The sequence below is a fragment of the Micromonospora sp. NPDC047762 genome (genome assembly GCF_043204655.1).
In the GTDB taxonomy this organism is placed as follows: domain Bacteria; phylum Actinomycetota; class Actinomycetes; order Mycobacteriales; family Micromonosporaceae; genus Micromonospora.
Window position 1 is genome coordinate 148849 of the sequence record NZ_JBIDCQ010000004.1, and the last position, 15010, is coordinate 163858.

Here is a 15010-nt window from a genome sequence, read left to right on the forward strand (position 1 = left end):
GTTGCGGCCGCGAAAGCGCGTCGGTCATCAGGCAGATGCCCTGATCGACGGCCCTAACACGAACTCCATCAGCACGAACAGGATAACCAGGAGCACAAGGGAGGCCAGGTCGATGCTCACGGTACCAATTCGCAGCGGAGGGATCACACGCCTCAACGCGTTGAGAGGGGGATCAGTGACGCTCCACACGGATTCCAATCCTGCCGATGCTCCACGCCCCGGTTGCCAGCGACGGCCGTACTGCAGGACGGCGCTCAACACGAACCGGGACAGAAGAAGGAGCAGGAAGACATAAAGGATCAGGTACAGCACTTGCAGTAAGATCGACAACACGGTCAGCGACGTCCCTCGGGTCGGGCGGGATCAACTCAGACTGAAAAAGCCGCCCTCAGCGATCTTGGCTTTGTCCTCTGCGGTGACCTGGACGTTAGCCGGTGAGAGCAGGAACACCCGATTGGTCACGCGCTCGATCGTACCGCGCAGGCCGAACGCCAGCCCGGCGGCGAAGTCCACCAGACGGCGGGCATCCGCCTCATCCATCTCGGTGAGATTGATGATCACCGGGACACCGTCGCGGAAGTGCTCACCGATGGTGCGCGCCTCCCGGTAGGTGGTGGGGTGCAGCGTGGTGATCTGGTAACGCTGCTCCTCCTCGGGCAGGGCCCGCTCCCGCGACGTGACCTGCGGCGCGAGGGCCAGGTTGTCCCGAGTGTGGTAGGTCAGCGCACCGGAGGTCTCGCCCGCCGACGACCGGGTGATAGACCGGACGCTGGACCGCTCGATCCGCTCCGGCCGCTCACCGTCGCCGCGCTCGGACTCGCTCAACCGCGCGCTCGACCGCTCGGAGAGTCGGCCCCGCCCGCTGTCGCGCGGCCGGGGAGCCGGCGGCTCCTCGGCGTCGTCCTCGTCGTCGTCGGCGAACTCCTCGGCGTACCGGCTCTGCCGGTACCGCGAGTCGCGGTAGCCACCCTTGTCGTAGCCACCGTCGTCGTAGGCCCGCTCGTCGTCTTCTTCGACCAGACCGAGCCAGACCCCCGCCTTGCGCAGTGCACCCATCCCGCGCCCTTCCGTCCGCCGTGCGGCACGCGCCCCCGTGCCATGTCGCCCGTCGCGAGTGGACAACCATGCCCATCGGACCGGAACAGCAATCCCCCCGGCGCGCGATTCGCGTCGCGCGCCACGACCCCCGACCGGGAGACGCCCGCCCCTAAAACAACACTGATGTAATTTGCTTGTCTCGCGGTCAGGCTACCGCAGCGTGGGACGCATTCCGAGCAACGCGCTACCGACGCGGACATGTGTCGCGCCGTAACGGATCGCTATGTCGAAATCCCCGCTCATACCGGCGGACAGCGCGGTGGCTCCCGGATGGACAGCCCGAAATGCGTCAGCGACCTCCGCGAGCCGGGCGAACGCCCGCTCCGGCTCCCACCCCAGCGGAGCGACAGCCATGAGGCCGACCAGACGCAACCCCGGCGCGTCGGCGACCGCCTCGGCCACCGGCTCCAGACCGGCGGTCGGATCCGCCGAGCCGGGCAGGGCGCCGCCCCGGGCCGCGTCGCCGTCGATGCTCACCTGGACCAGAGCGTCGAGCGGCTCCTGCCGGTCCGCGGTCGCGGTCGTCAACGCCCGGGCCAGCCGGACACTGTCGACGGAGTGCACCACGTCGGCGTAGCGGACCACCGAGCGGGCCTTGTTGCGCTGCAACTGACCGATGAAGTGCCAACGGGGACGCACCCCGGCGGCAGCCACCTCGGCGGCCTTGCCGGCTGCCTCCTGGTCGCGGTTCTCCCCCATGTCGGTCACCCCGAGCCCGGCCAGCGCCAACACATCACTGGCCGGGTAGGTCTTCGTCACCGCGATCATGGTCACCTCGGCACGGTCCCGGCCGGCCTGCGCGCAGGCGTCATCGACCCGGGACCGAACCTGGGCCAGACCGGCCGCGAGTTCGGCGTGCCGATCCGGTCGCACCGTGGCTGAGCTGTCGGTCATCGGCGGTGCTCAGGACCCGTTCTTGAGGAAGTCGGGAACGTCCACGTCGTCGAAGAGCACGCGACGCGGCGACTGGGCCGGAGCCGGGTTGGTGGCCGGCGCAGGCGCCGGGGTGCTCTGCGGTGCCGGCTGGTTGGTGTTGGTCTTGCGGGTCGGTTCGGCCGCCTTGTACGCGGGCGTGCCGCCGTCGAAGCCCGCCGCGATGACAGTCACCCGCACCTCGTCACCGAGCGCGTCGTCGATGACGGCGCCGAAGATGATGTTGGCGTCCGGGTGAGCCGCGTCGGTGACCAGCTGGGCGGCGTCATTGATCTCGAACAGGCCCAGGTCGGAGCCGCCGGCGATGGAGAGCAGCACGCCCCGCGCGCCGTCCATGCTCTGCTCCAGCAGCGGGCTGGAGATGGCCGCCTCGGCCGCCTCGACCGCGCGGTTCTCGCCGCGGGCGCTGCCGATGCCCATCAACGCGCTGCCGGCGCCGCTCATCACGCTCTTGACGTCGGCGAAGTCCAGGTTGATCAGACCCGGGGTGGTGATCAGGTCGGTGATGCCCTGCACACCCGAGAGCAGCACCTGGTCGGCCGTACGGAACGCGTCCATCATGCTGATGTTGCGATCGCCCAGGGCCAGCAGCCGGTCGTTCGGGATGACGATCAGCGTGTCGCACTGGTTGCGGAGCTCGTCTATCCCCGTCTCGGCCTGGACCTGGCGGCGCTTGCCCTCGAAGGAGAACGGCCGGGTCACCACGCCGATGGTCAGCGCGCCGAGCTTGCGGGCGATGTTGGCCACCACGGGCGCGCCGCCGGTGCCGGTGCCGCCGCCCTCGCCGCAGGTCACGAAGACCATGTCGGCGCCCTTGAGCACCTCTTCGATCTCGTCGCGGTGGTCCTCGGCGGCGTTCTTCCCGACGTCCGGGTTGGCCCCGGCCCCCAGGCCGCGGGTCAGCTCCCGACCGACGTCGAGCTTGACGTCGGCGTCGCTCATCAGCAGCGCCTGCGCATCGGTGTTGATCGCGATGAACTCGACGCCCTTGAGCCCAACCTCGATCATCCGGTTGACGGCGTTGACGCCGCCACCCCCGATGCCGACGACCTTGATGACCGCCAGGTAGTTGTGCGGAGGTGTCATCTCCGGTCCTTTCCTTCGAGATTGGCTTCGGCCGACCGGTTACGGCGTGGCCAGACCAGCGGCCGACGACAGCTGTCTCCAACGAGGATCAGGGGTGAACCCTAACCCTCTACTAGAGGCTTACAGTTATGTCAACCACTGAAGCTCTTCGGGGCAACGTAAGCGCCACCGCGCCATGAGCCAAGGACCCGGGCGGCGTGTCGCCGCGCGGAGCGCCACGGGTCACGCCGCGCACGCTCCCAGGTCAACGAAAGGTCACCACATCCGGCGCGCTCACGTCGATCCGGTCGGCGTCCTCGTCGAGCAGCGCGGTGGCCACCCGAGCCTTGTCCGTACCCCGGGTCGCGTCGCCCCAGACCACCGTCCGGTCGCCGCGCAACCGCAGGCTGATCCGGGCCAGCCCCGCCACGTTCACGTCCACCAGCTCCGCGCGCAGCTGCGGCGTCAGCGCGACGAGCACCTCCAGCGCGGCCCGGGTGCCCGGGTCGTCGGCGGCCGGCCGGACCACAGTCACCTGTGGCAGGTCCGCCGGGCGTCGCTCCACCGTCCGGAACGCCACCCCGCTCCGGTCGATCAGGGCGAACACCTCGCCCTGCGGCACCACCGCCACCGCTGTCCGCTCGGTCACCCGCACCACCAGCGCGCCGGGCCAGTCCCGGGAGACCACGGCCCGCTCCACCGCCGGCAGCGCACCGACCCGACGGGCGACGGCGGCCAGGTCCACCCGGGCCAGCGGCACCCCGTCCGGCACCCCTGCCGCGTCGTGCACCTGCACCGGGGTGACCAGGTCGGCACCCTCCACGCGCACCTCCCGCACACCGAACAGCCCGGTGCCGAGCACCGTCCAGGCGACCAGCCCGGCCAGGGCGAGCACGCCGGCGGCCACCGCCCACGGCAGCGCCGCACGCATGCGACGCTGCCGGGCACGGGCCATGAACCGGCGGGTCGAGGGCGGCACCGCGTCGCTGCCCGCCCGGACCAACTGCCACCGCCGGGCCGGACCGCGGCGCGGAGCGCCACCGTCGGCGGCGCTGGTCCGCCCTCGGGCCGGGCCGGGACTCATCCGGCCGTGGGCGCCGAGCCGCCGGGCACGGCAGTGCCACCGAGAGCCGCGCCGTCGCCGCCGGACGTCGCCCCACCCGGCACCGGATCACCGATCGCCGGGGTGGTGGCCACCGGGTCGACGCTCGCTGTCGGTGCCGAGCCGGCCGCACGCTCGCCCAGGGCGGCCAGCAGTTCGTCACCCATCAGCGAGATCGGCGGAGCGCCCATGGTGACCACCACGTCCCCGGAGCGGGCGCGACGGGCCACCTCGATCGGGGCCTGCTCCCACGACTCCACGAAGACCTTGCGGTCGGCGGGCAGATCCACCGCCGCGATCAGTGCCGCCGAGCCCTCGCCGGGCTGACGCAACTCACCCGGCCCGAAGACCTCCAGGAGCACCACCTCGTCGGCGATGGCCAGCGCCTCGGCGATCTCCGCCTGGTTGTCGCGGGTGCGGTACAGCCGGTACGGCTGGAAGACGACGATCAGCCGGCCGTCCCCGGCGACCTCGCGCAACGTCTGGTTCGCCAACGTCATCGAGGTCGGGTGGTAGGCGTACTCGTCGTAGACCAGCACGCCGTCCGCGACACCCTTGCGCTCGAAGCGCCGCCGGACCCCGGGAAAGACCGCCAGCGCGGCCTCCGCCGCCTCCAGCGGCAGTTCCAGCAGGTACGCGGCCAGCACCGCGGCGGCGCTGTTCAGCCCCATGTGACGGCCCGGCACCGGCAGCCGGAACTCGCCCAGCGACCGCCCGTCGATCGCGGCCAGGTAGCGCACCCCACGCGCGGAGGAGACCATCTCGGTCAACCGCAGGTCGGCGTCGGCGGCCTCGCCGTACGTGAACACCTGTCGTCCCTCGGACCGCAGGCTCTCGGCCAACCGCCGACCGCCCGGGTCGTCGACGCAGGTGATGATGAACCCGTCCGGGTCGGTGAGGCGGGCGAACTCCACGAACGCCGCCTCCAGCGTCGCGTAGTCGCCGTAGGTGTTCAGGTGGTCCGCCTCGACGTTCGTGATGATCGAGACGTACGGGCGGTAGATGAGGAACGAGCGGTCGCTCTCGTCCGCCTCGACCACGAAGTGCTCGCCGGTGCCGTGGTGAGCGCCCGAACCGACCTCGGAGATCTCCCCACCGATCACGAAGGACGGGTCCACTCCGGCCTGCTGGAGCACCATCGTCACCATCGAGGTGGTGGTGGTCTTGCCGTGCGTGCCGGCCACGGCCACCGCGCGACGGCCGGTCATCGCCGCGGCGAGCGCCTCCGAGCGGTGCAGCACCCGCAGGCCGCGCCGACGCGCCTCGACCAGCTCCAGGTGGTCCTGGGGAATGGCCGACGAGTAGACGACGGTGTCCACGCCGTCGAGGTTGCTGACCTCGTGACTGAGGTGGATGGTGCCGCCGAGCGCCCGCAGGCCGGCCAGCGACGGCCACTCCCGCAGGTCGCTGCCGGAGACCCGGATACCGCGGGTGAGCAGCAGCCGGGCCACGCCGAGCATGCCCACCCCACCCACTCCGATCAGGTGGACGGCGCCCAGGTCCTCGGCGGTGAGCGTGCCGGCCGGGGTGAACTGCGCGGTCATCGGGCCACCGCCGCCAGCACGAAGGAACGCAGCGCCTCGTCGCCGTCGCGCCGGCCGTAGGACCCGGCGGCGGCACCCATGTTGTAGAGCCGCTGTGGATCACGGATGAGGGGGATGACGGTGCGCTCCAGCCAGTCCGGGGTGAGCTCCGCGTCGTCGACCAGCAGCCCACCGCCGGCCTCCACCACGGGCAGCGCGTTGCGCCGCTGCTCCTGGTTGCTGTGCGGGTACGGCACGTAGATCGTGGGCAGCCCGATCGCGGCCACCTCGGCGACGGTCATCGCCCCGCCCCGGGCCAGCATCAGATCGGCGGCGGCGTAGCCCAGCTCCATCTCGGACAGGTACGGCAGCGTCACGTACGGCACCGGCAGGTCGGTGGGGATCGGCACCGGCTCGTTGCGGGCGCCCATCACGTGCAGCACCTGCACGCCGTTGCGGGCCAGCTCCTTGGCCGCCCCGGAGACCGCCAGGTTGATGGAGCGGGCGCCGGACGAGCCGCCGGACACGAAGAGCACCGGCAGGTCCGGGCGGAGCCCGAAGTGGGCGCGGGCGGCGTTACGCAGCGCGTACCGGTCCAGACCGGCGATGGCGCGGCGCAGCGGCACACCGACGACTGTGGCGTCCCGCAGCGACTCGGCCTGGCTCGGCTGGTTCGGGAAACCGACGGCCACGTTCTTGGTGAACTTCATGCCCAGCTTGTTGGCCACGCCCGGTGGCACGTTCACCTCGTGGATCACCATGGGCAGCTCGCGGCGCCACGCGGCCAGGTAGGCCGGCACCGAGACGTACCCGCCGAAGCCGACGACCACGTCGGCGCGCACCTCGTCGATCACCTTGCCCGCGGCGCGCGCCGCGGTCCACATCCGACCCGGGGTGCGGACCAGGTTCATGTTGACCGACCGGGGCAGCTGGTACGCCGGGATCTGCCGCAGGTCGTAGCCCTGTGGCGGGATCAGGTCGTTCTCCATGCCCCGTGGTGTGCCGAGGCAGGTGATCCGGACGCCCGGGTCGTGTCGGCGCAGGCAGTCGGCGAAGGCGAGCAGCGGGTAGACGTGCCCCCCGGTGCCACCTCCCGCGAGCACCACCGAACGCAGCGGACCCATCAGCGTCTCCTCTCGCTCGCCGTACCACTGCGGCTTCGGTCCTGTCGGACCCCGCGCGGCGCGGCCTGATCGTCATGGCGCCGCTCGCGGGACCGGGGTACGGACCCTCGGCCAGCGGGCGGCGTCGCCGGTCGGCGACGCCGGCCGGGAAGCGGCGGCAACGGGGCCCAGAGTAGTCGGACCCACCGGGCCGGCGGACGGGCATGCAGTGCTCTGGCCGCATCGGGTTCGGCGCGGGCGAAGGACGCCAGCATGCCGATGCCGGCCAACGTCACCACCAGGGCACTTCCACCGTCGGAGATGAACGGCAACGGCAGACCGGTGATCGGCAGCAGCCCCACCACCCCACCGATGTTGATCACGGCCTGGCTGACCAGCCAGGTGGTCACGGCGGTGGCGGCGAGCCGGCGGAACGGGTCGTCGACCCGCCGGGCGATCCGGAAACCGGTGTACGCGAGGACCGCGAAGAGGCTGAGCACCACGACGCACCCGATCACGCCCAGTTCCTCGGCGATGATCGCGAAGATGAAGTCGTTGTGCGCCTCGGGGAGCCAGTCCCACTTCAGGCTGCCCTTGCCGAGGCCGACACCGAACCAGCCACCGTGCTCGATGGCCAGCCGTCCCTGGTAGAACTGGAGGCAGTCGCCGAGCTTGCAGGTTTCCGGGTCCGGTGGATTGAAGAACATGGCCAGCCGGGCGAAGCGGTAGTTGTCCGCGCCGCTCTCGCCGGAGCCGGCACCCAGTGAGGCCACCGCGACGAGCAGGCCGATCCCGACAAGACCGGCTGTGGCCAGGGCCCCGAAGACCCGCATCCGCACCCCGGCGGCCCAGAGCAGGCCCACCACCAGGGCCAGCAGACAGAGCATCGTGCCCGTGTCGTTGTAGCCGACCAGGACGAAGAGCAGGCCCATCACCGGGAAGAGCGGGGTGGCAAGCTCCCGCCACCACCCCAGCGCGGCACCCTTGCGGGCGATCAGGTGCGCACCCCAGAGCACGAGCGCGAACTTGGCCAACTCGGAGGGTTGTAGCTGAATACCGCCGATGAACAGCCAGTTCAGCCGCGCCTCGATCGGGCCAATCTGCCCTGATTTCTGGTGGGTCAGCCGCGCGTAGGCGAGCAGCAGGTTGAGCAGCAGCAACAGCCCGATCGAGGTGAACAGCAGCGGCTTGCCCAGCGAGCGGTAGGTGCTGGCCGGCAGGCGCTGGCAGACCCAGAACGCGCCGATGCCGATCACCGCGAAGATGGCCTGCTTGGTCACCGAGGCGGAGGCGTTGCCGTCCTCGGCGTAGTCCTTCACGCTTGTCGCCGAGAAGACCATGGTCAGCCCGATCAGCAGCAGCAGGCCGGCGCAGGACAGCAGCAGGTAGTAGGAGGTCAGCGGCCGGCCCAGCAGGCCGCGCAGCGCGGCGAGCCCGCCGGCCGCGTCGAACCCGCGCGGCAGTGTCGCCGCTACGGCCTCCGGCCCGCGCCCCGCCGCCCCGGGCTCCCGTGCCCCGGGTCCGGGTTCGCGGGCCGCCGCGCCGCGCTCCGGACCGCGCGCCCCGGCAGCCACCGGCGTACGCGCCGCGCTCGGCGACCGTCGCGGTCGTCCGACAGTCTCATCCTCGGTGCCGATTTCCTCCCCCACCCCGACATCATCACCGCTGAACACGCCCCACCGCCCCACAACGCCTCACCGGGCGTGTCGAACCCGTCCCCACGCCGCCCGCCCGCGTCGATCTTGCACTTTGTGCAGCGGCAAAACACCCATATGAGGACGTTCCGCCAGCCGAAAGTGCAAGATCGACGGGATGAGGGGGTTGGGGCGCGGGGCTTCGGCCCGCGGGTCAGGTCATGTTGGCGAGGAACTCGCTGTAGAACAGGCCCAGGGCGATGGCCACACCGATGCCGGCGATGATCCAGAAGCGCACCACGATGTTGACCTCGCTCCAGCCGGCCAACTCGAAGTGGTGCTGGAGCGGGGACATTCGGAACACCCGTTTACCGGTGGTCTTGAAGGAGATGATCTGGATCACTACGGACATCGTGATGATCACGAAGAGCCCGCCGATGATCGGCAGCAGCAGGATGGTGCGGGTGGACATCGCCATGCCGGCGATCAGACCGCCCAGCCCCAGCGCCCCGGTGTCGCCCATGAAGATCCGCGCCGGGGAGGTGTTCCACCAGAGGAAGCCCACACAGGCTCCCGCCGCCGCCCCGGCGATCAACGCGATCTCCAACGGGTCGCGCACCTCGTAGCAGTACGGCTGGGTGTAGTTCGGGTCGGCGCACCAGTGCCGGTACTGCCAGAACGCGATCAGCGCGTACGCGGCGAGCACCATCACCGACGCGCCGGTGGCCAGGCCGTCCAGGCCGTCGGTGAGGTTGACGCCGTTCGTCGCGGCCATCACCACGAAGATGAAGATGATCACCGCGCCGACCTTGCTGACCTCCAGGAAGTCGATGTCCCGGATGAAGCTCAGCGTGGTGCTGCCCACCGTCTCGGTGTTTGTCGCCAGGCCCGAACCGTTTGTCATCGTGCTCGGGAACCACAGCGCGATCACCCCGAAGACCGCACCGACCAGGATCTGCCCGAGCAACTTGCCGCGCTTGTTCAGCCCGGCGCTGTTGCGCTTGCGCACCTTGAGGAAGTCGTCGAGGAAACCCACAGCGCCGGAGAAGACCATCAGCCCCAGCAGCACCAGCGCGGTGATGGTCGGCTCCACCTGGGCGATCTGCTGATCGGGCAGGGTGGTCAGGGCGAGGTGCCCGGCCACGTACGCGATCACAGTGGCCAGGATGAAGACCACGCCACCCATCGTGGGCGTGCCCTTCTTGCCCTGGTGCATGGCGGGGCCGTCCGACCGGATCGGCTGACCGGCCTTGAGCCGGGTGAACACCTTGATCGCGATCGGGGTGCAGAAGAGCGAGACGAGGAAGGCCACCCCGATGGCGACGATGACCGCCCTCATCGGGTCGGCTCCCCACCGGCGTCGGCGCGCAGTGCGTCGGCCACCTCCCAGGTCCGGTACCGGGAGCCCTTGACCAGGACGACGTCACCCGGTCGTAGCTCGCTGCGCAGCACCTCGACGGCCGCCGCCTGATCGGTGAGCAGCACCGACTCTCCTCCCCAGTTTGCTACCGCTGTCGCGCCTTCGTGGATCGGCGCGGCCGGCTCACCCACCACGAGCAGCCGGTCGACACCCAGCTCGGCCGCGAGTTGGCCGACCTCGGCGTGGCCGTCGTACTCGAACGGGCCCAGCTCGGCCATGTAACCAAGCACCGCGACGGTACGCCGCCCCTGGCCCATGCTCGCCAGCGCCCGCACCGCGACCGCCATCGAGGCCGGGTTCGCGTTGTACGAGTCGTCGATCACGGTCACCCCGTCGGGGCGGTCGAAGACGTCCATCCGTCGGGTCGAGACCAGCCCCAGCTCGCCGAGGGCCGTGGCCAGCTCGGCCAGCGGCATGCCCAGCTCCCGGGCGACCGCCGCCGCCGCGAGCGTGTTCCAGACCTGGTGGCGGCCGGCCAGTCGGAGCCGCACCGAGGCGCGTCCCTCCGGGGTGACCAGGGTGTACGACGGGTGTCCCCGCTCGTCGAGCGTGACGTCCTCGGCGCGCACGTCGGCGTCGGGCGCCTCGCCGTAGCGGACCACCCGGGCCTGCGTGCGGCCCGCCATCGCGTCCACCAGTGGGTCGTCGGCGTTCAGCACGGCCAGCCCGTCCGGCGGCAGCGCCTCGACCAGCTCACCCTTGGCCACGGCGATGGCGTCCTGCGAGCCGAACTCGCCGATGTGCGACGTGCCGACGTTGAGCACCACGGAGATCCGGGGCGGCACCAGCTCGCACAGGTAACGGACGTGCCCGATCCCGCGCGCGCCCTTCTCCATCACCAGGTAACGGGTGTCCGGGTCGGCCCGCAGGGCGGTGTACGGGTGCCCCAGCTCGTTGTTGAACGAGCCGGGTGGCGCCACAGTGGCCCCGAGCCGGGAGGTGAGCTGCCCGATCAGGTCCTTCGTGGTGGTCTTGCCGGACGAGCCGGTCACGCCGATCACGGTCAGCCCGGTCAGCCGGTCCACCGCCGCGCGGGCCAGTCGGCCCATCGCGGTCAGGGCGTCGTCGACGAGCACCATCGGCACCCCGGGCACCTCTCGGCTGCCGAGCACCGCCACCGCGCCGGCCTGGATCGCCGTCGCCGCGTAGTCGTGCCCGTCGACCTTCTCCCCCGGAAAGGCCACGAAGAGCGAGCCGGGCCCCACCTTGCGCGAGTCGAACTCCACCGAACCGGTCACTGTGGCGGCCGGGTCGGCGGCCACCAGCCGCCCGTCGACCGCCGCGGCCACCTCGGCCAGGCTCAGCGTGATCACCGCTGACCCGCCAGGTCCCCGAAGCGGGCCCGCAGCGCCTCGGCCAACTCGATGCTGTCGTCGAACGGAAGCACCTGACCCGCCACCTCCTGGCCGCGCTCGTGGCCCTTGCCGAGCAGCGCGATCACGTCGCCCGGCTCCGCCAGTCGCACCGCCTCGTCGATCGCGGCGCGGCGGCCCGCCACCTCGATGATCCGGGCGGCCGTGCCGGCCCGGTACGCCCCGGCCAGCACCTCGGCGCGAATCTCCCCCGGGTCCTCGGTGCGCGGGTTGTCGTCGGTCACCAGCACCACGTCGGCTCCCTCCGCCGCGGCGGCGCCCATCACCGGCCGCTTGCCCCGGTCCCGGTCCCCACCGGCGCCGATCACACAGATCAGTCGGCCGGCGCTCAACTCACGCAGCGCGGCAAGCGCTGCCACTATCGCGTCCGACTTGTGGGCGTAGTCGACCACCCCGCGCACCGGCGCGGCGACGTCGACCAGCTCCAGCCGGCCCGGGACGCCCCCGCAGGCAGCCACACCGGTCGCGGCGGTCACCGGGTCCACCCCGGCACCGACGAGTGCGGCGATGGCCAGCAGCGCGTTGGCCACATTGTGCCGGCCGGGCAGCGCGACGCCGGCGGACACTGCCACGCCGTCCGGGCCGTGCGCGGTGAACCGCTGCGCGTAGCCCTCGCCGCCCACACCATCGGCCCACCAGGTAGCGCCCTGGTCACCGCCCGCCGAGTAGGTGATGGTGGTCGGCTTGAGCAGCGGCTTCAACGCCGGGTCGTCGTGGTTGAGCACCTCGACCGCGCAGCGCCCGTCGAAGAGCTGGGCCTTCGCGGCGAAGTAGTCGTCGCTGTCGGCGTGGAAGTCCAGGTGGTCGGAGCCGAAGTTGGTGTAACCACCGACGGCGAACCGGACCCCGCCCACCCGGCCCATGGCCAGCGCGTGGCTGGAGACCTCCATGACCACGGCGGTGACCCCACGCTCGCGGGCGGTGGCGAGCATGGCGTGCAGGTCGGTCGCCTCGGGGGTGGTGCGCACACTGTCGATCACCAGATCACCGAGGCGGGTCTCCACAGTCCCGACCAGCCCGGTGGTGTGCCCGGCGGCCCGCAGCCCCGACTCGATCAGGTACGCGGTGGACGTCTTGCCCGCGGTGCCGGTCACCCCGATCACTGTGAGGTCGGCGGTCGGGTCGCCGTACACGGCCGAGGCCAGCTCGCCGAGCACGGCGCGCGGGTCGGACACCACCAGGGCGGGCAGGCCGGTTCCCGCCGCCAACTCCGCACCGGCCGGGTCGGTCAGCAGCGCCACGGCACCCGCCTCGACGGCACCGGCGGCGAACTCCGCCCCGTGCCGACGGGCACCGGGGAGCGCCGCGTACAGGTCGCCGGGGCGAACCTCCTGGCTGGCGTGGGTGACCCCGGAGACGACCACCGCGGCGGCGTCCGCCGGAAGGTCGACGGCGAGCCGGACGGCGAGATCACCGAGCCGGACTCCGGTCACGGTACGTGGACGTGGATTGCCGGGCACGGCGTCAGACCCTACCCGGTCGTCCGGTTCCGGCCGCACAGCCGCCCCGGTGGTTCGTCGGCACTCACCGATGATGTCCCGCCATCGCTGCTCAGCGCGGATAGACCACGAACTTGGGCGCGGATCCGCCGGTCGAGGGTGGCACGCGGTAGTGACGCAGAGTGAACTGCATCATGTCGCGGAACGCTGGATTGGCGATCGCCGCACCCCCGCCGTTGGGCGCGTACACGAAGACCGCGATCACGTAGCGGGGGTTCTCGGCGGGGGCCATGCCGATGAAGGAGGACACCTTGTCGGGCTCGATCTTGCCGTTGACCAGCCGCGATCCGGTGCCGGTCTTGCCGGCGACCCGGTAGCCGGGCACCGCTGCGGTGACTCCGGTGGCGCCGTCGACGGTGGTGACGGCCTCCAGCATGGTGCGCAGGGCCGCCGCGTTCTGCGGGCTGAGCACCGACCGGGTGACCGGGGCCGGCGCGGGGGTGCGCTTGCCGTCCGGGCCGATCACCTCCTTGACCAGGTGCGGCTGCACGTACGTGCCGTTGTTGGCGATGGCGGCGTACGCGGCGGCCATCTGCAACGGCGTGGCGTCGACGCTGTGCCCGATGGGCACCGACCCACGCGACGATCCGCTCCACTCGTCGGCCGGCAGCAGTCGGCCGCTGGCCTCCCCGGGCATCCCCTCGCCGGTGGGCTTGCCCAGCCCGAACCGCTTCTGGTAGTCGATCAACCGGTCCCGGCCGAGCTTCTCCGCGATCGTGATGGTGCCGACGTTCGACGAGTAGGCGAGCATCCCCGGCACGCTCATCCGCTTGCCGTTCGCCGGATGGGTGTCGGAGAACCAGGTGTCGCCCATCTTGATGTTGTTGGCGATCGGCAACGTGGTGTCCGGCGTGATCACACCCTCCTGCAACGCCGCGCCGTAGGTGATGGCCTTGTGCACCGAGCCGGGGTCGACCACGAAGCTGGTCGCGGCGTCCTCCCGGGCGACCGGGTCGCTGGGCGTCGGCTTCGCCGCGTTGTACGTCGGGTTGCTTGCCTGGGCCAGGACCGCGCCGGAGGGAATCTCCATGACCACTGCCGCGCCGGTCCCGCCCGGCGCCTTGGCCATGCCCGCGCTGAGGATCTGCTGGGTTCGGAACTGCAGGTCGCGGTTGAGGGTGAGAGCGAGCGAGCTGCCCGGCTTGGCCTGAGTGGTTCGGCTGTAGCCACCGGGAATCGGCGCGGCGAGGTCGCCGAGGCCGGCCTCGTACACCCGTTTGCCGTCCTGACCGGCGAGCACGTCGTCGTAGCGGGCCTCCAGCCCTTCCAACCCGACCATGTCCTGACTGGTGAAGCCGATCAGGTTGGCCGCCAGGTCACCACCGGGCACCTCACGGCGCTCGTCGCGGTGCACCCCGATGCCGGACAGTTCCAGCGCCTGCACCCGCTTGGCGGTGGAGATCTCCACTCCCCGCGCCAGGTACACGAATCGGGACGGCTTGCCGTCCTCCAGCTTGCGGGGCTTCATCTGCTCGACGAGCTTCGACACCGCGATGCCGAGCAGCGGGGAGAGCGCCTTGGCGACGGCGGCCGAATCCTCCACCTCGGTCGGGTCGGCGTACACGTACCGTGCCTCGACACTGCGGGCCAGCGGCGCGCCGGTGCTGTCGTAGATCGCGCCCCGCGGCGCCGGCAGCTCGACGGTGCGGAGGCGGTCGCTGATGCCGCCCCCGGCGTACGCCGGAGCGTCGACCGTCTGGAGGAAGATCAGCCGGATCCCGATGGTGGCGAAGAGCGTCAGGGCGAGCACTGTGCCCAGCCGCAGCCGCAGCCGCGAGTCGGCCAGCTTCGGCGGGCGTCGTGGCTTGCGCGCCGGCCGCCGGGCCGCCGGTCGGTCGGTGCGCCGCGGCGCGCGTGGCGTGGTCCGGCGACGCGGCGGCGGCTCGTCGCCACCCGGGCCACGGCGGGTACGCGGTACGACGGTGCGCACCACCCCACCGCGCCCGGCGGCCGGAGCGTCGCGCCGACCGGCCCGGGCGGCGGCCCGACCGCCGTCGAGCACCTGCAACGCCGGCCGGAACGGGTCACCGGACCGGGTGCTGCGCGGCGTACGCCGCTGCTCGGCGCCCTGGCCGCGCGCCGGGGTGCCGCGCTCCTCGCGGACCGTGCGACCCCTCGGGGTGTACGCCCGGGCGCCGGAGATGCCCCCGATGCCCGGCTCGCCGGTGCGCGGCTGACCGTCGGCGGGCCTGGCATCACGTGCAGAACCGCGCCGGGACCCCGTAGGGTCCCGGCGCGGCTCGTCAGACCTTGGTGGCAC

Annotated in this window: 12 protein-coding genes; all 12 read right to left on the minus strand. The window is 71.6% G+C overall.

Going from position 1 to position 15010, the window contains the following annotated elements; all coding sequences use genetic code 11:
* Positions 1-27 precede the first annotated feature (27 nt).
* The 12 genes from ACGF3C_RS14675 to ACGF3C_RS14730 all read right to left on the minus strand — a co-directional run bounded on the left by ACGF3C_RS14675 (position 28) and on the right by ACGF3C_RS14730 (position 15010).
* A complete protein-coding gene (locus tag ACGF3C_RS14675; protein ID WP_030334503.1) occupies positions 28-333 on the minus strand; it encodes a YggT family protein in 306 nt (101 codons plus the stop codon).
* Positions 334-363: 30 nt separating this feature from the next.
* The gene (locus ACGF3C_RS14680; protein WP_355007669.1) at positions 364-1056 is read right to left on the minus strand and encodes a cell division protein SepF; all 693 of its coding nucleotides are present in this window, start codon (positions 1054-1056) and stop codon (positions 364-366) included.
* Between the two features lie 192 nt (positions 1057-1248).
* Positions 1249-1992 (minus strand): YggS family pyridoxal phosphate-dependent enzyme, encoded by a 744-nt coding sequence (locus tag ACGF3C_RS14685; RefSeq protein ID WP_357225541.1) that lies wholly within the window; start codon positions 1990-1992, stop codon positions 1249-1251.
* 9 nt (positions 1993-2001) lie between these two features.
* On the minus strand, positions 2002-3117 hold the full coding sequence (ftsZ, locus tag ACGF3C_RS14690; RefSeq protein ID WP_091407710.1) for a cell division protein FtsZ: 1116 nt from the start codon (positions 3115-3117) through the stop codon (positions 2002-2004).
* A 244-nt stretch (positions 3118-3361) separates the two neighbouring features.
* Positions 3362-4180, minus strand: a complete 819-nt coding sequence (locus ACGF3C_RS14695) for an FtsQ-type POTRA domain-containing protein (RefSeq protein ID WP_357225544.1) — start codon at positions 4178-4180, stop codon at positions 3362-3364.
* The gene (murC, locus tag ACGF3C_RS14700; protein WP_357225547.1) at positions 4177-5742 is read right to left on the minus strand and encodes a UDP-N-acetylmuramate--L-alanine ligase; all 1566 of its coding nucleotides are present in this window, start codon (positions 5740-5742) and stop codon (positions 4177-4179) included. Before murC ends, ACGF3C_RS14695 begins: the two co-directional genes overlap by 4 nt.
* Positions 5739-6845 carry an undecaprenyldiphospho-muramoylpentapeptide beta-N-acetylglucosaminyltransferase gene (murG, locus tag ACGF3C_RS14705; protein ID WP_355007673.1) on the minus strand — a complete coding sequence of 369 codons (1107 nt, stop codon included), beginning with the start codon at positions 6843-6845 and terminating at the stop codon, positions 5739-5741. Before murG ends, murC begins: the two co-directional genes overlap by 4 nt.
* On the minus strand, positions 6845-8287 hold the full coding sequence (locus ACGF3C_RS14710) for a putative peptidoglycan glycosyltransferase FtsW (RefSeq protein WP_357225555.1): 1443 nt from the start codon (positions 8285-8287) through the stop codon (positions 6845-6847). Before ACGF3C_RS14710 ends, murG begins: the two co-directional genes overlap by 1 nt.
* 385 nt (positions 8288-8672) lie before the next feature.
* A complete protein-coding gene (mraY, locus tag ACGF3C_RS14715) occupies positions 8673-9797 on the minus strand; it encodes a phospho-N-acetylmuramoyl-pentapeptide-transferase (protein WP_030334519.1) in 1125 nt (374 codons plus the stop codon).
* Positions 9794-11191: a UDP-N-acetylmuramoyl-tripeptide--D-alanyl-D-alanine ligase gene (murF, locus tag ACGF3C_RS14720; RefSeq protein ID WP_357233269.1), complete on the minus strand. Its 1398-nt coding sequence runs from the start codon at positions 11189-11191 to the stop codon at positions 9794-9796. The genes mraY and murF overlap by 4 nt, the downstream gene beginning before the upstream one ends.
* Complete coding sequence (locus tag ACGF3C_RS14725) at positions 11188-12750, minus strand: UDP-N-acetylmuramoyl-L-alanyl-D-glutamate--2,6-diaminopimelate ligase (protein WP_357233271.1); 1563 nt, start codon at positions 12748-12750, stop codon at positions 11188-11190. The genes murF and ACGF3C_RS14725 overlap by 4 nt, the downstream gene beginning before the upstream one ends.
* Before the next feature lie 52 nt (positions 12751-12802).
* On the minus strand, positions 12803-15010 hold the full coding sequence (locus ACGF3C_RS14730; protein ID WP_393222142.1) for a peptidoglycan D,D-transpeptidase FtsI family protein: 2208 nt from the start codon (positions 15008-15010) through the stop codon (positions 12803-12805).